This is a genomic window from Enhydrobacter sp. (assembly GCA_025808875.1).
In the GTDB taxonomy this organism is placed as follows: Bacteria; Pseudomonadota; Alphaproteobacteria; order Reyranellales; family Reyranellaceae; genus Reyranella.
In genome coordinates this window covers 4,799,597-4,818,772 of the sequence record CP075528.1, presented here as the reverse complement: position 1 = coordinate 4,818,772, position 19,176 = coordinate 4,799,597, and the positions used below count along the sequence as shown (strand labels likewise).

General features: G+C 68.4%; 19 protein-coding genes. 13 read left to right on the top strand and 6 right to left on the bottom strand.

The window, feature by feature from the left end:
• Positions 1–32: 32 nt before the first annotated feature.
• The 11 genes from KIT25_23945 to KIT25_23895 all read left to right on the top strand — a co-directional run bounded on the left by KIT25_23945 (position 33) and on the right by KIT25_23895 (position 12,104).
• Entirely contained in the window at positions 33–1,376 is a 1,344-nt protein-coding gene (locus tag KIT25_23945; protein UYN95029.1) for a tetratricopeptide repeat protein, read from the top strand.
• Positions 1,373–2,062 carry a YggS family pyridoxal phosphate-dependent enzyme gene (locus KIT25_23940; GenBank protein ID UYN95028.1) on the top strand — a complete coding sequence of 230 codons (690 nt, stop codon included), beginning with the start codon at positions 1,373–1,375 and terminating at the stop codon, positions 2,060–2,062. The genes KIT25_23945 and KIT25_23940 overlap by 4 nt, the downstream gene beginning before the upstream one ends.
• A 4-nt stretch (positions 2,063–2,066) precedes the next feature.
• Positions 2,067–2,906, top strand: coding sequence for a bifunctional DNA-formamidopyrimidine glycosylase/DNA-(apurinic or apyrimidinic site) lyase (mutM, locus tag KIT25_23935; protein ID UYN95027.1), 840 nt, complete (start codon positions 2,067–2,069; stop codon positions 2,904–2,906).
• A gap of 9 nt (positions 2,907–2,915) precedes the next feature.
• A complete protein-coding gene (locus KIT25_23930) occupies positions 2,916–3,692 on the top strand; it encodes an enoyl-CoA hydratase (GenBank protein UYN95026.1) in 777 nt (258 codons plus the stop codon).
• A 74-nt stretch (positions 3,693–3,766) separates the two neighbouring features.
• Positions 3,767–4,030 carry a 30S ribosomal protein S20 gene (gene rpsT / locus KIT25_23925; protein UYN95025.1) on the top strand — a complete coding sequence of 88 codons (264 nt, stop codon included), beginning with the start codon at positions 3,767–3,769 and terminating at the stop codon, positions 4,028–4,030.
• A 570-nt stretch (positions 4,031–4,600) separates the two neighbouring features.
• Positions 4,601–5,065, top strand: coding sequence for a rhodanese-like domain-containing protein (locus KIT25_23920; GenBank protein UYN95024.1), 465 nt, complete (start codon positions 4,601–4,603; stop codon positions 5,063–5,065).
• Between the two features lie 71 nt (positions 5,066–5,136).
• Positions 5,137–6,540, top strand: coding sequence for a chromosomal replication initiator protein DnaA (dnaA, locus tag KIT25_23915; GenBank protein ID UYN95023.1), 1,404 nt, complete (start codon positions 5,137–5,139; stop codon positions 6,538–6,540).
• 211 nt (positions 6,541–6,751) lie between these two features.
• Positions 6,752–7,870: a DNA polymerase III subunit beta gene (locus KIT25_23910; protein UYN95022.1), complete on the top strand. Its 1,119-nt coding sequence runs from the start codon at positions 6,752–6,754 to the stop codon at positions 7,868–7,870.
• Positions 7,867–9,084, top strand: coding sequence for a DNA replication/repair protein RecF (gene recF, locus KIT25_23905; GenBank protein UYN95021.1), 1,218 nt, complete (start codon positions 7,867–7,869; stop codon positions 9,082–9,084). Before KIT25_23910 ends, recF begins: the two co-directional genes overlap by 4 nt.
• 19 nt (positions 9,085–9,103) lie before the next feature.
• Positions 9,104–11,548, top strand: coding sequence for a DNA topoisomerase (ATP-hydrolyzing) subunit B (gene gyrB, locus KIT25_23900; protein UYN95020.1), 2,445 nt, complete (start codon positions 9,104–9,106; stop codon positions 11,546–11,548).
• Positions 11,541–12,104 carry a hypothetical protein gene (locus tag KIT25_23895; protein ID UYN95019.1) on the top strand — a complete coding sequence of 188 codons (564 nt, stop codon included), beginning with the start codon at positions 11,541–11,543 and terminating at the stop codon, positions 12,102–12,104. Before gyrB ends, KIT25_23895 begins: the two co-directional genes overlap by 8 nt.
• On the opposite strand, the gene KIT25_23890 is transcribed toward KIT25_23895, so the two are convergent.
• Together KIT25_23890 and KIT25_23885 are read right to left on the bottom strand one after the other, a co-directional pair.
• Entirely contained in the window at positions 12,101–12,496 is a 396-nt protein-coding gene (locus KIT25_23890; GenBank protein UYN95018.1) for a PaaI family thioesterase, read from the bottom strand. The two genes, KIT25_23895 and KIT25_23890, sit on opposite strands and share 4 nt — an antisense overlap.
• Before the next feature lie 13 nt (positions 12,497–12,509).
• On the bottom strand, positions 12,510–12,929 hold the full coding sequence (locus tag KIT25_23885) for a hypothetical protein (GenBank protein UYN95017.1): 420 nt from the start codon (positions 12,927–12,929) through the stop codon (positions 12,510–12,512).
• Positions 12,930–13,038: 109 nt separating this feature from the next.
• On the opposite strand from KIT25_23885, the gene KIT25_23880 reads away from it, so the two are divergent.
• Together KIT25_23880 and KIT25_23875 are read left to right on the top strand one after the other, a co-directional pair.
• Positions 13,039–13,881: a helix-turn-helix domain-containing protein gene (locus KIT25_23880; protein ID UYN95016.1), complete on the top strand. Its 843-nt coding sequence runs from the start codon at positions 13,039–13,041 to the stop codon at positions 13,879–13,881.
• A 47-nt stretch (positions 13,882–13,928) separates the two neighbouring features.
• Positions 13,929–14,897, top strand: coding sequence for a hypothetical protein (locus KIT25_23875; protein ID UYN95015.1), 969 nt, complete (start codon positions 13,929–13,931; stop codon positions 14,895–14,897).
• A 210-nt stretch (positions 14,898–15,107) separates the two neighbouring features.
• Here the strand turns inward: KIT25_23875 and nuoB are convergent, their stop codons facing one another.
• From nuoB to KIT25_23855, 4 genes are read right to left on the bottom strand one after another with little or no spacing between them, the layout of a single operon-like run.
• Complete coding sequence (gene nuoB, locus KIT25_23870) at positions 15,108–15,632, bottom strand: NADH-quinone oxidoreductase subunit NuoB (protein ID UYN95014.1); 525 nt, start codon at positions 15,630–15,632, stop codon at positions 15,108–15,110.
• Positions 15,629–17,113: a nickel-dependent hydrogenase large subunit gene (locus KIT25_23865; protein UYN95013.1), complete on the bottom strand. Its 1,485-nt coding sequence runs from the start codon at positions 17,111–17,113 to the stop codon at positions 15,629–15,631. The genes nuoB and KIT25_23865 overlap by 4 nt, the downstream gene beginning before the upstream one ends.
• Positions 17,110–18,546 (bottom strand): hydrogenase 4 subunit F, encoded by a 1,437-nt coding sequence (locus tag KIT25_23860; GenBank protein UYN95012.1) that lies wholly within the window; start codon positions 18,544–18,546, stop codon positions 17,110–17,112. Before KIT25_23860 ends, KIT25_23865 begins: the two co-directional genes overlap by 4 nt.
• Positions 18,543–19,160 carry a hydrogenase-4 component E gene (locus KIT25_23855; GenBank protein ID UYN98047.1) on the bottom strand — a complete coding sequence of 206 codons (618 nt, stop codon included), beginning with the start codon at positions 19,158–19,160 and terminating at the stop codon, positions 18,543–18,545. The genes KIT25_23860 and KIT25_23855 overlap by 4 nt, the downstream gene beginning before the upstream one ends.
• Between the last annotated feature and the right edge of the window lie 16 nt (positions 19,161–19,176).

Genomic DNA, 19,176 nt, shown 5'->3' with positions numbered 1-19,176 from the left:
GTCGACCCCGGGCCGGGTCTACACAGCCCGCCATGGCAAGCCCCGCGAGACAGGCCCCGCAACCCGATCCCGAGCTGCAGACCGGCGTGCAGTATCTGCGCGCCGGCTGGTTCGATCGCGCCGAGCCGCTGTTCCGTTCCGCCCTCGGCCGTCACGGCGAGCGGCCCGACATCCTCCACTATCTGGCGGTGTGCCTGTCTCAGCGCGGCGCGCTGCCCGACGCGGTCCAGCTCTGGCGCAAGGCGATCGCCAAGGATCCGAACGAACCGATCCTGTCCTACAATCTCGGCCTCGCGGCCCGGCAGATGGGCCAGCTCGACGAGGCGGCCAAACGCTTTCGCGACACCATTCGCCGCGCGCCGGCACACGTGGAGGCGCGGCTGGCGCTCGCCTCCCTCCATATCGATCAGGGCCGCTTCACCGCCGCCGAGCGCGAGTTGGCGGAAGTCGTCACCAATCTCGACCGCGCGCTGGAGCAGCCCGGCAGCGAGGGCCTGAAGCCGCTGGCGGCGCGTACGCGCAACATGCTGGGCCATGTGCTCTATCGCCTCGGCCACTTCGATGCCGCCATCGGTGTGCTCGACCGTGCGCTGGCCGACGCAGGCGCCGAAACCGAGCGGCAGGGCCAGATCCTGGGCGACCGGGCGCTCGCGCTCATGGGACTGGGCCATCACGGCGAGGCGATCGCCGAGGCCGAGCGCGCACTGGCGCTGGCACCACAGAGCGCCAGCCTGAACCACGTGATGGGCTTCGTCCTCCATTTCATCGGCCGCCCCACGGACGCGATCGCGCCCTTGCAGAAGGCGATCGAGCTCGACCCCCACTTCAGCGCGGCGCTGCGCACCTTGGCGCTCGCGCGCACCGCGGCGGGCCAGACCGATCAGGCGATCGAAGCCCTGCGCGCGGCGCTCGCGCGCAATCGCCTCGATCGGAATGCCGTGCTTCAGCTCTCCTTCCTGCAGATCACGCGCGGCGAGTTCGAGGCGGCCCGCGAGACCCTGGCGGCCTATCTCCAGGCAGCGCCCCAGGATGTGGGCGCCCTCAACAACGAGGGGCTGGCCTTGCGCGGCCTGGCGCGGCCGGAGGAGGCGCGGCGGGTGTTCAAGCGCGGCCTGCGCCTGGAACCGGACGATCCGCTCCTGCTCAACAATCTCGGCGAAGTACTGGTCGATCTCGGCCGCGCCGGCGAGGCCCGGTCGTTGCACGAGCATGCGCTGCGCGGCCTGCCGGGCGACGTGCGGCTGCTGCTCGGCTACGGCAGGTGCCTGATCGCCCTGGGAGAGCGCGACCTTGCGCGCGACACGCTCGATGCCGCCCTCGCCGCCGATCCCGGCAACACCAAAGCGCTCGAGGCGCGGGCGAGCCTCGACGCATGAGCGAGGGCGCAGAGCGCTTGGCAATTGACGGCGCAGAGCGCCTGGCCGAGGTCCGCCGGCGCATCGCCGAGGCGGCGACGGCGGCGGGACGCGAGCCGGCGGCCGTCACCCTGGTGGCGGTCTCCAAGACGCATGGCGCCGAGCGCGTGCGCGAGCTGCTGGCGGCCGGCCAGCGCGTGTTCGGCGAGAACCGCGTGCAGGAGGCGGAGGAGAAGTTCCCGTCCCTCAAGGCCGAATGCCCCGACCTCGAGCTGCACCTGATCGGCCCGCTGCAGACCAACAAGGCGCGCGATGCGGTGGCCCTGTTCGACGTCATTCAATCCGTCGATCGCGAGAAGCTCGCCGCGACCCTCGCGAAGGAGATGGAGCGCGCCGGCCGGCGGCCGCGCTGCTTCATCCAGGTCAACACCGGCGAGGAACCGCAGAAGGCCGGAATCCTTCCCGCCGATGTCGATGCGTTCGTCGCCTCCTGCCGCGACACCCACAAGCTCGACGTCGTTGGCTTGATGTGCATTCCGCCGGTCGACGAGGCGCCGGCGCTGCATTTCGGTCTGCTCGGCAAGATGGCGGCGCGCAACGGACTGCGCCAGCTCAGCATGGGCATGAGCGCCGACTACGAAACGGCGGTGCGCCTCGGCGCCACCCACGTCCGCGTCGGCAGCGCCCTCTTCGGAGCCCGTCACTAGGCGCATGCCCGAGCTTCCCGAAGTCGAAACGGTCCGCCGCGGACTGCTTCCCAGGCTGGTCGGGCATCGCATCGCGCGGCTGGTGCAGCGGCGCCGCGATCTGCGCGTGCCGCTGCCGGCACGCTTTGCCGCGCGCGTCGAGGGACGCACCGTTCGGGCGATCGACCGGCGCGCCAAGTATCTTCTCATCCGGCTCGACGACGACCATACCCTGATCGCCCATCTCGGCATGTCGGGGCGGATGGTGCTGCACGACGCCGCCAGCGCCAGCGAACATCCCTATGGCCGACACGACCATGTGGTCATCGAGACGGACGAAGGCTGGCAGATCCGCTTCAACGATGCGCGCCGCTTCGGCCTGATGCTGTTGGTGGCGGATGAGAAGCTGGCCGGCCACAAGCTGTTCAAGGGTCTGGGGCCCGAGCCGCTGGACGACGGCTTCACCGGTGCGGCGCTCGCCGCCCGGCTGAAGGGCCGCAGGACGCCGATCAAGGCCGCGCTGCTCGACCAGAAGACCCTGGTGGGCATCGGCAACATATATGCGTGCGAGGCGCTGTTCCTCGCCGGCCTGTCGCCGCGTCGCTCCGCCCACACCGTGCAGGGCGACCGCGCCGGGCGTCTCGTTGCCGCCATCAAGCAGGTGCTGCTGCGGTCCATCGCCGACGGCGGCTCGACCCTGCGAGACCATGTGCAGCCCGACGGCGAGCTGGGCTATTTTCAGACCCGCTTCAATGTCTACGACCGCGAAGGAGCGACCTGCCCGACGCGGGCCTGCGGACATACGGTGCGCCGGCTCGTCCAGTCCGGCCGCTCGACATTCTATTGCGCGCACTGTCAGCGCTAGGAGGGATCCGTGGCCTACGAGAACATCCAGACCGAAACAAAGGGGCGGGTCGGCATCATCCGCCTCAACCGGCCGAAGGCCCTGAACGCACTGTGTGCCGACCTCGTGCGCGAGCTCGGCCAGGCGCTCGACGGCTTCGAGGCCGATCCCGGCATCGGTTGCATGGTGCTCACCGGCAGCGACAAGGCCTTCGCCGCCGGCGCCGACATCAAGGAGATGAAGGAGAAATCCTACCAGGACGTCTTCCTGCAGGACTTCATCACGGTCGGCTGGGAGAAAGTGAGCCAGGTTCGCAAGCCGATCGTGGCGGCGGTGGCGGGCTACGCGCTGGGTGGCGGCTGCGAGATGGCGATGATGTGTGATTTCATCGTCGCTGCGGACAACGCCCGGTTCGGCCAGCCGGAGATCACGCTCGGCACGATCCCCGGAGCGGGCGGCACGCAGCGCCTGCCGCGCTTCGTCGGCAAGTCCAAGGCGATGGATCTGGTGCTGACGGGCCGCATGATGGATGCAGCGGAAGCCGAGCGTTGCGGCCTGGTGAGCCGCGTGGTTCCGCTGGCGCAGCTCATGGACGAGGCCGTCGCCGCCGCCGAGAAGATCGCGTCGATGTCGTTGCCCGCCACCATGGTGGCGAAGGAAGCGGTGAACCGCGCGTTCGAGACCACGCTGGCCGAAGGCGTGCGCTTCGAACGGCGCACCTTCCATGCCACCTTCGCCTTCGACGACCGCCAGGAAGGCATGAGCGCCTTTGCCGACAAGCGCAAGGCGGCCTGGAAACACCGTTGAGGCGGGGCTTTTGGCGGGGTTGACCGCCCTCCGGCCGGCCCGTATAAGCGCGCCCTTCCGAGGACGAGGATCAGATGGCGAATCACAAGTCGGCCGAGAAGCGGGCCCGTCAAACCGAGCGTCGCACCGCCGTCAACGCGGCACGGCGAAGCCGAGTCCGCGGCTCGGTCAAGAAGGTCGAGGAGGCGATCTCCGCGGGCGACAAGAAGGCGGCGCAGGCCGCCCTGCGCGCGGCGCAGCCCGAGATCCAGCGTGGCGCCGGCAAGCGCGTCGTTGCACCCAACGCCGCGGCACGACAAGTCTCGCGACTGAACGCGCGCATCAAGGCGATGGCGTGAGGCCACCGACCTTCGTGTGATACGAACGCCGCTCCGCTCGAGCGGCGTTTTCTTTTTCCGGCGAGGTCGCTCAAAAAAATATTCGGAGCGCCGCGACGAAGATTGCTAGGCGGCTATTTGGGCGAACGACATACGATTCCACTTTATCGCATCGCGCCGCGCCTCGGGCGCTAGATGTTGGATTGCCTCGATGCATTTGATCGACGGAAGAATCGAATCGCCGGGCTTGTCAATCGACTCGCGTACGGAAGAGTCTGAATAGCGTGCTTCATTGGCGCGCCGCGTCGTTTGCGCCAATGGTCTTCTCTGCTAAGAGTCGTTGCATCGCGACGGGGCGTGGGGCGCTGACGTCGCGGGCCCAGGCGAAGACGAGGGGCTTCCTCTTCGCCGATCGACGAACGAGGGAGACGGTCACAGGAATCCGGCGGCGACGATTTCGATCCCGGCAGCGCCCCACCAACGGCGCGCATCGAACGGGGATCTGCACCGTCACCGTCGCTCCCTGTGCCTGCCGATCGGTCGCTGGCCCGCCTTCTGCGTCCCGCCATCGAACAATGAAGAGCGGGGGCTATGGCGAGAGACAACAGGAGTGCCGGCACGTACGAAGTGTCCCCCGCCGCCGGCTACACCGGTGACGTGGCGCCCGCGACGGCCTGGAAGATCCTGCAGGACGACGCCAAGGCCGTGCTGATCGACGTGCGCACACGCGCTGAATGGAACTATGTCGGCCTGCCCGACCTCGCCGCGCTCGGCAAGAAGCCGGCGCTGGTCGAATGGCAGGTCTTCCCGAGCATGCAGCCCAACGCCGAGTTCGTTGCCGCCCTCGCGGGGGCGGTCGCGGACAAGGATGCGCCGTTGCTGTTCATCTGCAGGAGTGGAGCCCGATCGGCCGCGGCGGCGAAAGCCATGACCGCGGCCGGCTACAGTAGTTGTTTCAACGTAGCGGACGGTTTCGAGGGTCCGCTCGACGCGCAGGCGAGACGCGGCGCGACGGCGGGCTGGAAGGCGGCAGGGCTTCCCTGGAGACAGACGTGACGCGGACACAAACACCAATGACTGGCAATAAAGAAGCGAGTTTGGGTCAAGAAAGTGCGGCGGGGGTTGTAATGGAAGAAGGCCGGAAGGAGTTGGAAACGCACTGGGTGCGCGTCTGCGACCGGCTTCGCAAGGAGATTGGCGACAAGGCCTTCAAGACATGGTTCGGCGAGGTCGAGCTGGGCGAGCTCAAGTCCGGCCGCCTGCGTCTCTATGCACCGACCCGTTTCGTGCGCGACTGGGTGGGCCGTCACTACGGTGACCGCGTGCTCGCCTATTGGCAGGCCGTCGCGCCCGACGTGACCCATGTCGAGGTCAACCTGGTTCCGCCGCCGACGCCGCGCCGGCCGCACGACATCATCGCGGTGCCGCCGCTGCCCGCGCCGCAGAGCTATCAGCCGCCGATGCCCCGCCTCGGCCCGTCGATCGGCCGCGGCGTCGACGAAATCTTCCAGAACCCGGAAGCGCGCTACACCTTCGCCAACTTCGTGGTCGGCAAGCCGAACGAGTTCGCCTATGCGGCGGCGCGCAACATCGCCGAGCAGGACCGCCCCCTGCCGGAGCGCAATCCGCTCTACATCTTCGGTGGCGTCGGCCTCGGCAAGACGCACCTGATGCACGCGGTTTGGCACGCCATCCGCGAGCGCGACCCCAAGACCCGCGTCCTGTACCTGACGGCCGAAAACTTCGTGAACCGCTTCATCACGGCGCTGCGCACCAAGAACACCGGCCAGTTCAAGGAGATGTTCCGCAACGTCGACGTGCTGATGGTCGACGACGTGCAGTTCATCTGCGGCAAGGAGGCGAGCCAGGAAGAGTTCTTCTTCACCTTCAATTCGCTGGTCGAGCAGAACAAGCAGATCGTGCTGTCCTCGGAGAAGCCGCCCAGCGAGCTGCAGGACATCGAAGAGCGCATGCGCTCGCGGCTGGGCAGCGGGTTGGTGGCCGACATTCATTCGTCGACCTACGAACTCCGCCTCTCGATCCTGCAGATCAAGGCGGAGAATGCGCGCGTGCCGGTCCCAATGGCGGTGCTCGAGTTCCTCGCCCACAAGATCAACACCAACATCCGCGAGCTCGAGGGCGCGCTCAATCGGGTGGTGGCGCACGGCCAGCTGATCGGTCGCGAGATCACGGTCGAGATGGCGCAGGACGTGCTGCACGACCTGCTGCGCCAGGCCGACCGCAAGGTCACGGTCGACGAGATCCAGCAGCGTGTCGCTGCGCACTACAACATCAAGCTCGCGGAGATGAGCTCGCCCAGGCGCGCACGCTCCGTCGCGCGGCCGCGCCAGGTGGCGATGTACCTCGCCAAGCAGCTGACCACGCTCAGCCTGCCGCAGATCGGCAAGCGCTTCGGCAATCGCGATCACACCACGGTCATGCACGCGGTGCGCAAGATCGAGGAGCTGAAAGTGTCGGATCTCTCGATTGCGGAAGACGTCGAGATGCTCAAGCGACAGTTGCAAGGATAGGGTATCAGCCGCGCCGATTGTGGAACGGGGCCGGACAGGCCCCGTTTTTCATGCCGATTCATGCCTCTAAGAGCCTAATATTGCGGGCGAAATTGCTTCCCGCCGTGGGGCCGCGTGGTATACTTTTCAACCGTTCCCCGAAGGCTTCCTGCCGGCGTCGGGACGGGCCAAGAATCCAACCCTTTCGGCCCCTGGTTACAGCGACCAAAACATGAAACTGACGATCGAACGGGCAGCCCTCCTGAAGGCTTTGGCCCATGTCCAGAGTGTCGTCGAACGCCGGAACACCATCCCGATCCTGTCCAACGTCCTGATCTCCGCCCAGAAGGGGCGGCTCAGCCTCGCGGCCACCGACATGGATCTCGCCATCACCGAATCGGTCGAGGCGAGCGCGGCGAAGACGGGCGCCACGACGGCGCCGGCCCACACGCTCTACGAGATCGTGCGCAAGCTGCCGGACGGGGCGCAGGTCGAACTCGAGGCGGCGAGCGACGGCGGCAGCCTGGTGATCCGCGCCGGCCGGTCGCGCTTCACCCTGCAATGCCTGCCGCCGGCCGATTTTCCGGCGATGAACGAGGGCGACCTGCCGCATCGCTTCCAGCTGCCGGCGACCGATCTAAAGGGCATCATCGACCGCACCCGCTTCGCCATCTCCAACGAGGAGACGCGCTATTACCTGAACGGCATCTATTTCCACGCAGCCAACGCCGGCGGCACGCCCGTCCTGCGCGGGGTGGCGACCGACGGCCACCGCCTGGCCAGGGTCGAGGTGCCGCTGCCCAAGGGCGCCACCGACATTCCCGGCGTGATCGTGCCGCGCAAGACCGTGGGCGAGGTGCGCAAGCTTCTCGACGAGAGCGACGGCTCGGTCGAGATCGAGCTTTCCGACACCCGCATCCGCTTCGCTTCCGGCAACGTCACCTTGGTCAGCAAACTGATCGACGGCACCTTCCCGGACTATGAGAGGGTCATCCCGACCGGCAACGACAAGGTCCTGAACGTGCCGTGCAAGGAGTTCGCCCACGCCGTCGATCGCGTCTCGACCATCTCGACCGAGAAATCCCGCGCCATCAAGCTCGCCGTCGCCAAGGGCGTGGTGACGCTGTCGGCGACCAGCCCCGACGCGGGCAGCGCCACCGAGGAGATCGAGGTCGAGTACAAGGCGGCCGCGCTCGAGATCGGCTTCAACTCGCGCTATCTGCTCGACATCACCGAGCAGATAGCGGGCGCCGAGGCGCGCTTCCTGATGGCCGACGCCGGATCGCCCACCCTGGTGCGCGACGGCGCCGACGAGAGCGCGCTCTACGTGCTCATGCCGATGCGGGTATGATTGGCTCGGCGACCAGCGCACCAACCTACCCTTCCGACGCCGTGACCGGTGCAGCGCCGGCGAGCCTCGCCGTGCGCCAGCTGCGGCTGACCGACTTTCGCAACTACCGCCAGCTCCGCCTCGAGTGCGGGGCGGCGCCTGTCGTCCTGGTGGGTCCCAACGGCGCCGGCAAGACCAATCTCCTCGAGGCCCTCTCCTTCCTGTCGCCCGGCCGCGGCCTGCGCCGCGCCCGGCTGGACGAGGTCGGCCACCGCGAGCCGTCGCGGCCACTACCCGGTTCGGCCTGGGCGGTCGCCGCGACGCTCGACACGCCGGAGGGCCGACTCGCGGTCGGAACGGGTCTCGAAGCCGGCAAGGGCGAGGGCGGGCTGCCGCGCCGCATCGTGCGCATCGACGGCCGCACGGCGCCCAGCCAGACGGCGCTCGGCCAGCACGTCGCCTGCGTATGGCTCACGCCACAGATCGACCGGCTGTTCCTGGACGGGCCCGGCGAGCGACGGCGCTTCCTCGACAGGCTGGTGACGGCGCTCCATCCCGAGCATGCCGGCAACGTCGCCGCCTACGACAACGCGCTCCGCCAACGCGCCCGGCTGCTGGCAGATGGGCGCCAGGGCGGCCAGCGAGATCCGCACTGGTTCAGCGTCCTTGAGGATACGATGGCGCGGCATGGCATCGCCCTGGCGGCGGCCCGCGCCGATACCGTGCATCGCCTCGATGCCGCCGCCCGTCTCGGCGTCGGGCCCTTTCCGCGCGCCTCGCTGGCCATGTCGGGAGAGGTCGACGGCTGGGTGGCCGACATGGCGGCGCTCGATGCCGAGGATCTGATGCGCGGCCAGCTGGCCGCCCACCGGGCGCGCGACGCGGAGGCGGGCACGACGTCGCTCGGGCCCCATCGCAGCGATCTCTGCGTCCGCCACCTCGATCTCGACCTGCCCGCGGCCGAGGGCTCGACGGGGCAGCAGAAGGCGCTGCTGGTGTCGATCGCTCTCGCCCATGTCCGGCTGGTCGCGCTGTCGCGGGGCCGCCCGCCGCTGCTGCTGCTGGACGAGATCGCGGCCCATCTGGACGCCGAACGGCGCCACGCGCTGTTCGACGAGGTCGTTGCGCTCGGCGTGCAGAGCTGGATGACCGGAACGGACGCACAACTCTTCGAGCCGCTCGCCGGCCGCGCGCAGATCCTGCGCGTCGCGGATGGCCGGGTCGCGGCGCATTGAACGCATTGGAACACCGACGATGAGCGACAACGAACCTGTTTCCCTGAACGGCGACGACTACGACGCCGATTCGATCAAGGTGCTGCGCGGACTGGAGGCCGTGCGCAAGCGGCCGGGCATGTACATCGGCGACACCGACGACGGCACCGGCCTGCACCACATGGTCTACGAGATCGTCGACAACGCCATCGACGAGGCCCTCGCCGGCTACTGCGACCGCGTCGACGTCGTGCTGCACGGCGACGGCTCGGTGACGGTCCGCGACAACGGCCGCGGCGTGCCGGTCGACATCCACAAGGAAGAGGGCATATCGGCGGCCAACGTCATCTTCACGCAGCTGCACGCCGGCGGAAAGTTCGACCAGAACTCGTACAAGGTCTCGGGCGGCCTGCATGGAGTCGGCGCCGCCGTCGTCAATGCGCTTTCGGAGCAGCTCGACCTGCACATCTGGCGCAACGGCAAGGAATATTTCCTGCGCTTCCGCATGGGCGATGCCGAGAGGGATCTCGAGCTGGTCGGCGAGGCGCCCGAGGGAAAGCGCGGCACCGAGGTGACCTTCCTGCCGTCCAACAGGATATTCACCAGGACCGAATTCGACTTCGCCACGCTGGAGCATCGGCTGCGCGAGCTCGCCTTCCTGAACTCGGGCGTGCGCATCGTGCTCAGCGACGAGCGCGGCGCCGAGCCCAAGGTCTCCGAACTGTTCTACGAGGGCGGCGTCGAGGCCTTCGCCAAGTACCTCGACCGCAACAAGCAGGTGCTGCACAGCCCGCCGGTGTCGATCCGGGGCGAGAAGGACGGCATGTCGGTGGAGGTCGCGCTGCAGTGGAACGACAGCTATCACGAGACGATGCTGTGCTTCACCAACAACATCCCGCAGCGCGACGGCGGCACGCATCTCGCGGGCTTTCGCGGCGCGCTGACCCGCACCGTCAACAAGTACGCCGACGAATCGGGCATCTCCAAGAAGGAGAAGGTGAACCTGACCGGCGACGACATGCGCGAGGGCCTGACCTGCGTGCTGTCGGTCAAGGTGCCCGATCCGAAGTTCTCGTCGCAGACCAAGGACAAGCTCGTCTCGTCCGAAGTCCGTCCGGTCGTCGAGTCGGTGGTCGCCGACAAGCTCGGACAGTGGTTCGAGGAGCATCCCGGCGAGGCCAGGAAGATCCTGACCAAGGTGGTCGAGGCCGCCGCCGCGCGCGAGGCCGCACGCAAGGCGCGCGAGCTCACGCGGCGCAAGGGCGCGCTCGACGTCAGTTCGCTGCCCGGCAAGCTCGCCGACTGCCAGGAGCGCGATCCGGCACTTTCCGAACTGTTCATCGTCGAGGGCGATTCGGCCGGCGGCTCGGCCAAGCAGGGCCGCAACCGCGCCAACCAGGCGATCCTGCCGCTGCGCGGCAAGATCCTGAACGTCGAGCGCGCGCGCTTCGACAAGATGCTGAGCTCGCAGGAGATCGGCACGCTGATCACAGCGCTCGGCACCGGCATCGGTGCCGACGATTTCGACCTCGGCAAGCTGCGCTACCACAAGATCATCATCATGACCGACGCCGACGTCGACGGCTCGCACATCCGCACGCTCCTGATGACGTTCTTCTATCGCCAGATGAAGGCGCTGATCGACGGAGGCTATCTCTACATCGCCCAGCCGCCGCTCTTCAAAGCGGCCAAGGGCAAGTCGTCGATCTACCTCAAGGACGAGCGCTCGCTAGACGACCACCTGATCGACAGCGGCCTGGAGGGCGCCTCGTTCCGTCTCGGCGACGGCTCGGTGCAGGCCGGCGCCGACCTGCGGCAGACCGTCGACATCGCCCGCTCGGTGGCCAACCTCGTGAAGCCGCTGTCGCTGTCGCGCCGCGTCACCAGCCAGGCCGTGATCGAGCAGGCGGCGATCGCCGGCGCCTTCAAGCCCGACGTGCTGGCCGACGCCGAGCTGGCCCGCCAGGCCGCCGACTACATCGCCCGCCGCCTCAACGCCGTGAGCCCCGCGCTGGAGCGCGGCTGGGCCGGCGAGCCGACCCCGGATGGCGGCCTCGCCTTCGTCCGCCGCGTGCGCGGCGTGCAGGAACGCCACGTCATCGACGGACCGCTGATCAAGAGCGCCGAGGCGCGCCGCCTCGACGCCCTCGCCGATCCGCTGCAGGCGGTCTACCTGAAGCCCGGCGCGTTCGTCGTGAAGGACAAGGAGACGCCGATCGCCTCGCCGACCGCGCTGTTCGCCGCCGTGCTCGACGCCGGCCGCAAGGGCGTCACCATCCAGCGTTACAAGGGTCTGGGCGAGATGAATCCCGATCAGCTCTGGGAGACGACGCTCGACCCCGAGGCGCGCACCCTCCTGCAGGTCAAGATCAACCACGTCGACGAGGCCGACGAGATCTTCTCGACGCTGATGGGCGACGTCGTCGAACCGCGCCGCGACTTCATCCAGGACAACGCCCTCAAGGTGGCCAATCTGGATGTCTAGACGGCTGGCGATGCTGGTCGCGCTGGCGTTGGCCGCACCCTCGGCCACCGTCGCCCAGGCGCCGGCGCCGGCAGTACATCCCGGCACCCGGCTCGAGTTCCCCGGCACGCTCGGTCCCGCCCAGTTCGCGAGATCCTTCACCTATCCGATCGGACGGGCCACGGCCTATCGCTACAATTACGTCGCCGGCGGCATGGAAATTTCCGTCCAGCTCTACGACGAGGGCCGGCGCGTGCCGGCCGGCGGCGACAATCCGGCCGTGGTCAACCAGTTCGCCGAGGAGATGCAGGGAACCGATCGGAGCTTCAGGTCGAGCGGCTTCGCCAACGTCGACCGTCCGACCGTTCCGTCGCAGTGCACCTACGGAACAGCGCGCTTTCGCTGCATCGTCTACACCGTCTCCGGTCAGAGCGGCCGCCTGTTCAGCAAGATGCTGCTCACCGGCTATCGCGACCAGTACCTGAAGATCCGGATCGACTGGCCGCAGGCCTCGCGCCAGACGGTGGCCGACGCCGACAAGACACTGGCGGCCTTCATCGCCGCCCTGTTGCGCTAAAGCACCATCTGGGTCTGCGTCACCACCGCGACCAACTTGCCCTCGACCGTCGTGATGCGCGTCTGCCAGACCTGGGTGCGGCGGCCGCGATGGATCGGCGTGGTTTCGCCGATCACGGTCGTGCCGACGGGCGCGGGCCCGACGAAGTTGGTCTTGCTCTCGATGGTCGTCGTGCCCTTGCCTTCCGGCAAGTTGAGCACGGTGGCGGCGGCGCCCAGCGTATCGGCGAAGGCCATGACCGCGCCACCGTGCAGGATGTCGGGCCGCGTGCAGAGCTCTGGCCTGACGACCATCTCGGCCTTCACGCCCGTCTCGCTCGCAGCGACGAACCTCAGTCCCAGGACCTCGGCGAACGGCAGCTTGCGGTCGTTCAGGAACTGAAGCTTGTCCATCGGTCGTTGTCCTTCACTGGGGGGCGGCGAGTCGGCGCAGGCCGAGATACTCCAGAATGGCGAGGTCGGCCACGATCAGCGCCAGAACGACGATGCCGATCACGCCCGCCAGGGTCCACGAAGCCGGAAGAGCCAGCACGAGGACACTGCCGGCCACCCAGGCGAGGTCGGCCGCAAAGACCGCCCGGGCCCATACTTCGGGTAGTTTCGGCCTCGACGCGATCCAGGCACAAAGCACGCCGAAGGCCACGACACCGAGGCCAAGCAGGCGGATGACGAGAGCGAAATCCAGGCCCAGGACCTCGATCGGCTCGCGGGCCGCCGCCGCCGCGAAGGGCGTGGCGAACACAGCGAGACCCAACCCCGACAGGACGGAAAAGGCGGCGTTGGCCCACAGGGTGCAGCGCAGCAGGCGATCGGAAGTTGCATTCATGGCGTCCTCCTTGGTTATCGGACGTGCCAGAAATCGCCCGGGCCCGAGCCGGCAGCAATTACGCGAGAGGTAATCGGTCGGACGGCGGCACGGTGCTACCTTCCGCGGCATGTCGAACGCATCTTCCGCCGCCCCCTCTTCGCCGCCCGACCTGTTCGGCCCGATGTTGCGCACCTGGCGCCGCCGCCGGGGCGCCAGCCAGCTCGCGCTCGCGCTGCAGTCGGGCGTGTCGCAACGTCACGTCAGCTTCCTCGAATCGGGCCGGGCGCGGCCGAGCCGCGAGATGGTGGTACAGCTCACCACCGCCCTCGACGTACCGCTGCGCCAGCGCAACGCCATGCTGCTGGCCGCGGGCTTCGCCCCGGTCTATCGCGAATCCAACCTGGCGGCGCCGGAACTCACGCCGGTCCGGCATGCCATCGAGCGCCTGCTGAAGCAGCAGGAGCCCTATCCCGCCGTCGTCGTCGACCGCCTGTGGAACCTGCTGCAGGCCAACGAAGCTGCCAGCGCCTTCACCGTATTCCTGTTCGAGGGACCGCCGCCGGCACCGCCACCCGGCAAGGGCCCGAACCTGCTGCGCTGGCTGCTCGATCCCACCGCGTTGCGTGCCAAGATCGCCAACTGGGAGGAGGTCGCGCGCTACCTCGTGTCGACGACCTATGCCGAGATCCTCGCCGACGGCGGCGAGCCCAAGGCACTGGCCTTCATCGAGGAGATCATGGCCTATCCGGACGTGCCGGGTTCGTTCCGGAAGCTGCGCTTCGACGACCGGCCGCCGCCGGTGCTGACCATGGACTACATCGTGGGCGGCAAGACGCTTTCGGTGTTCACCACCATCGCCACCCTGGGCACACCCCAGGACGTCACCCTGCAGGAAGTGCGCATCGAGTGCTTTTTTCCCGCCGACGATCGCAGCGACGCCCTGTTCAAGAGCCTCGCCGCCAAGGGTTGAGCTGGTCCAAGGTCCCTCAGGCGCCGTATTCTCGCCAAGGGGAGCACATGAGGGAACCGAGCACCGCTTGGCGCGAGCAGATCGCGCCGGATGAAGCAACACACCTGCAACGCGTGGCGATGGTGGTCGCCGAACTGCAGCGCAGCCGATCGGCCCGTTTCGGAAAGGGCCGTACGCTGCACCGCAAGCAGCTCCTGGCCGCGCGGGGCACGCTCGAGGTGCTGTCCGACCTGCCCGCGCACGCACGGCACGGCCTGTTCGCGGCGCCGGGCGCGCATCGCGCGCTGGTCCGCCTCAGCAACGGCGCGCCCGACGTGCAGGCCAACCGCCGTCCCGACATCAGGGGATTCGCGCTCAAGGTGTTCGACGTCGCGGGTGAAGCGGCGCTGGGCGGCGCGACCGAGCATCAGGATTTCCTGATGATCAACCAGGATCGCGGGCCGTCGGCCAACAGCCGGGAGTTCATCGACTTCCTCGAGGCCATGACCCGCGGTCAGACCGCCGGAATCCTGCACCTCTTCAAGGCCCATGGCATTGGCGGGGGATTCGCGCGGGTGAAGCTCTTGCTGTCCATGCTCGGCCGCAAATTCAGCGGCTTCGCGACCGAACGTTTCGACACAGTTGTCCCGCACGCCTGCGGACCCTACGCCGTCCGCGTCCGGCTGCGACCGATCGGCAATCCGCTGCTGCGCCTGCGCTCGAAGGATCTCGCGCTCGACATGCGCGAACGCCTGGCGACCGGGGCGCTCACGTGGGAACTCGAGCTGCAGTTCTTCGTCGACGAGGCGACGACACCGATCGAGGACTCGACCAGGCCCTGGCCGGACGATCAGGCGCCGGTCGTCACCGTGGCCCGCCTCACCTTGCCGCGTCAGGACGTCGCCGAGGTTTCGGCCGAGGCCGAGGCGGCGGCCTTCGATCCGTGGGGCGGACTGGCCGCCCACAGGCCCCTGGGCGAGGTCATGCGGGCGCGCAAGGTCGCCTATCTCACGAGCCAACACGGACGCACCGCCTAGAGTCTTGCCGGCTGGAGCCGACCCCCTCGGCCTTCGGCGCTCGCGGCGTCCTCGCCGCGTCCACCCGCTGAGGACTGGTCCGATGCCGGTAGTATCGGCATCCAAGACGATTCGTCCTCGACTCCGCGCAGTCCTCGCCGTCCACTCACCCACAGGGGCGTGCCGCACCGAGGTCCCACCCGGTGGCGATCCGGAACCCGCCGGGAAACCCTATCGAGGCAAAACAGGCGCTTCCATCAGCGCCAACAGGCCCTTCACCATCTCGATGGGTGGCGGCGGACAGCCACCAACGTGCAGGTCGACGGGCAGGATATCGGCGAGCCGACCGACGATGGCGGGGGAGCCGGCGAACACGCCGCAGTCGACCGCGCAATCGCCGACCGCGACGACCCACTTGGGCGCCGGCGTGGCGTCGTAAGTTCGCAGCAGAGCCTCGCGCATGTTCCAGGTCACCGGGCCGGTCACCATCAACACGTCGGCGTGCCGCGGCGAGGCGACGAACTTCAGGCCGAAGCGCTCCACGTCGTAGACCGGATTGTTGAGCGCATGGATCTCGAGCTCGCAGCCATTGCACGAGCCGGCATCGACCTCGCGGATCGACAGCGACCGGCCGAGCCGCCGCCGCGCCCGCTCGGCCAGCGCGCGCGCCACCTCCTCCAGGGCCACGCCATCGGGCGCCGGCGCCGCGACGGTCGCCTTGCCCTTGAGAAGCGCATCGCGCAGGAAAGTCCTCACAGGTCGTGCCCCGAGTAGGAACAGTTGAACGACTTGTTGCAGAGTGGGAAGTCCGCGACGATGTTGCCCTCGACGGCGGCCTCGAGCAGCGGCCACTGGAACCAGCTCGCGTCGCGGGCGTGGGCATGGGCCACCCGCCCGTCGACGCCGAGGCGGACCGCGACGAACACGTCGCCGCGGAATGCCTCGACCAGCGCGGCGCCCTCGCCCTCCGCCACGGGCGGGCGTTCGCCCCGCACCGGACCCGGCGCCAGGCGGCTCAGCAGCCGCTCCACGATGGCGACGCTGTCCTCGATCTCGTCCAGCCGTACCAGCAGACGGGCGTCCACATCGCCGGCCGTGCGGGTGCGTATGGCGAGAGCGACGTCGTCGTAGGGCGCATAGGCGAAGCTCCCACGCACGTCGAAGGCACGGCCCGACGCGCGGCCGACGAAGCCGCCCGCCGCATACTGCCGCACCAGCTCCGCGGAAACGATGCCGGTTGTCACCGTGCGGTCCTGCAACGATGGCATCGACTCGTAAACCCGCAGGATTTCGGCACGCGTCTCCGCCAGGCGCCGCAGCAGGCCACGCACCTGTCCGATGCCTTCGGCCGACAGGTCGGCGGCAACGCCGCCCGGCACGACGCGGTCCATCATCAGGCGATGGCCGAAGCACGCGGCAGAGGTCGCCAGAACGTCCTCGCGCTGGACGGCGCACTGGGCATGGATGGCAAGCACGCTGGCATCGTTGCAGATGGCACCGACGTCGCCGATGTGATGGGCCATGCGTTCGAGCTCGGCCATCACACCCCGCAACAGGATGGCGCGCGGTGGCACGCTCCAACCCAGGGCCATCTCCACGGCGCGCGCGAAGGCCCACGCATAGGCGACGGTGCTGTCGCCCGAGATGCGTCCGACGATGCGGGCGGCCGTCTCGACCGGCGCGCCCGCCATCAGGCTCTCCACGCCCTTGTGAACGTAGCCCAGACGTTCCTCCAGCCGCACCACCGTCTCGCCGTTGGCGGTGAAGCGGAAGTGTCCCGGCTCGATGATGCCGGCATGGACCGGACCGACCGGGATCTGGTGCAGCCCCTCGCCCTCGGCCGGCAGGAAGGCGTAGGCGGGCCGGTCGCCGCGGCCCGGCCAACGTCCGTGATCGAGCCACGGTCGCATGTCGGCAAGGCCGAGCGGGCGCGTGCCGTAGAGATCGCGCATGGCCCGCTCGAGCCGCACCGCCGGCGCGTGATGTCGCCCGACCGAGGGGTAGGCGCCCTGTTCCGTGGCGAGCGCCGCGATCGCTCGCAGCCCGCGGTCGGCATCGTTCAATGCCATGCACATGCGGTCGCCATCGGCCCACAACGCCGACAGATCGTGCGAGCCGGCGGCGCATCCCGCGGCGAGGCCCTCCCACGCGGCGGCATCGACGGCGGCGCGGACGTAGCCGTCGGGACCGGCTGACCGGCCGCCGAGCCAAACGGAAAGCAGCAGCGGTGCGGTCATCCGAGCAGCTCCGCGGCGCGCTGGAACCAGGCGACCAGCACCGGCGGCAGGTAGATGCCGGCGCCCAGCACCAGCAGCAGATGCAGCACCATCGGCACCGATGAGCCGTCGACACGGTGTGCCGGCCCGACCGGCTCGCCGAAGATCGTGTCCTGCAATCGCAGCAGAAGGGCACCGAAGCCGACCAGCAGGCCGAAGGCGGGAAGCAGGGCAAGCCACGGCTCGCGCGCGAAGGTCGTCGTCAGGATGAGGAACTCGCTGGCGAACACGCCGAACGGCGGCAGGCCGGCGATCGCCAGCACCGCCAATGCGAAGCCGACGGCCAGCCGGGGATGGGTGACGCTCAGCCCCCTGATGTCGGCGAAGCGCTGGCTGCCCCTGGCCTGGGCGATGTGGCCGACGGCGAAGAAGATGCTCGACTTGGTCAGGCTGTGCATGGCCATGTGCAGCAGGCCCGCGAAGTTGGCCAGCGGCCCGCCCATGCCGAAGGCGAACACCATCAGGCCCATGTGCTCGATGGACGAGTAGGCGAAGAAGCGTTTGATGTCGCGACGCTGGTAGAGCATGAAGGCCGCGAAGATCAGCGACACCAGCCCCATGACAATCATGACGGGGCCGGGATCGAGCGCGGCGGGCTGGCCCGCGATCAGCATCTTGAAGCGCAGCAACGCGTAGAGCGCCACGTTCAGCAACAGGCCCGACAGCACGGCCGAGATGGGCGTCGGCCCCTCGGCATGAGCGTCGGGCAGCCAGGCGTGCAACGGCGCGAGGCCCACCTTGGTGCCGTAGCCGATCAGCAGGAAGATGAAGGCGAGATCGAGGATGGCCGGATCCATGGCCGCGGCCGCGTCGTGCAGCAGGCTCCAAGTCATGGCGGGCACCCCCTCGCCCAGCACGGGCTGCCCGGCGAGATAGATCAGGATGGTGCCGAAGAAGGCGAGAGAAATGCCGACGCTCGCCAGGATGAAGTACTTCCAGGCCGCCTCGATCGCCTGCGGTGTGCGATAGAGGCCCACCATCACCACGGTGATCAGCGTCGCGAGCTCGAGCCCGACCCACATCAGCCCGATGTTGTTGGCGACCAGCGCCAGGTTCATCGAGCCCATCATGGCCTGAAACATGGCGTGGTAGAATCGCAGGAAAGGCGGCGACAGCCGGCCGGTCTCGATCTCGTGACCGATGTAGGAGGCGCTGAACAATGCCGTCGTGAAACCGACCAGCGTATTGATGGCGACGAAGACGATGTTGAACTCGTCGACAATGGCATAGTCGCCCACAGTGCGGCTGCCCAGCATCAGCCACAGGCCGGCGGCGAAAGTGGCGAGCGAGGCGACGACATTGGCCTGCGCGCCGACGCGATAGCTCGGCACGGCGACCAGCACGAGCGCCGCCCCATAGGGGATGACGACGACGGCCTGATAGGCCTCGATCATCTTCGGTCCCCGCGCATGCGGTCGAGCGCCTCGATGTCGATCGTGTCGAAGCGCTCGCGGATCCTGAACACGAACACGGCAAACACGAACAGTGCGATCAGCACCGAGAAGGCGACGCTCACCTCGACGACAAGCGGCATGCCCTGGGCGCCGGTGGCCGCGAGGATCAGACCATTCTCCATCGACATGAAACCGACGACCTGCGTCACGGCGTTGCGCCGCACGATCATCATCAGGAAGCCGAGCAGGACGACGGCGAGCGCCAGCGCCAGCTGGTCACGGCCCAGCCCCGGCAGGCCGGGGGCGACTTTGACGATCAACGCCTGGGCGAGGCCGCTGAGCGCCAATCCGACCAGCAGCGCGATACCCACGCCCACCACCTTCTCGACTTCGCGATGGATGCCGAGCCGCGCGACCGTGCGGTGAAGTGCCAGGGGGATCACCACGCCCTTCAGGCCGAACGCAATGGCGGCGGTGATGTAGAGGTCGGGCCGGCTCTCCGACCAGGCGGTCCAGGCGACGGCGAGCGCCAGGGTCACCGACTGGGCGGCGAATGCGTTGAGCACCGCCGCGACACGCTGCTGGTAGAGCAACGCGAAACTCGTGACCAGCATGATGCCGGCGAGCAGA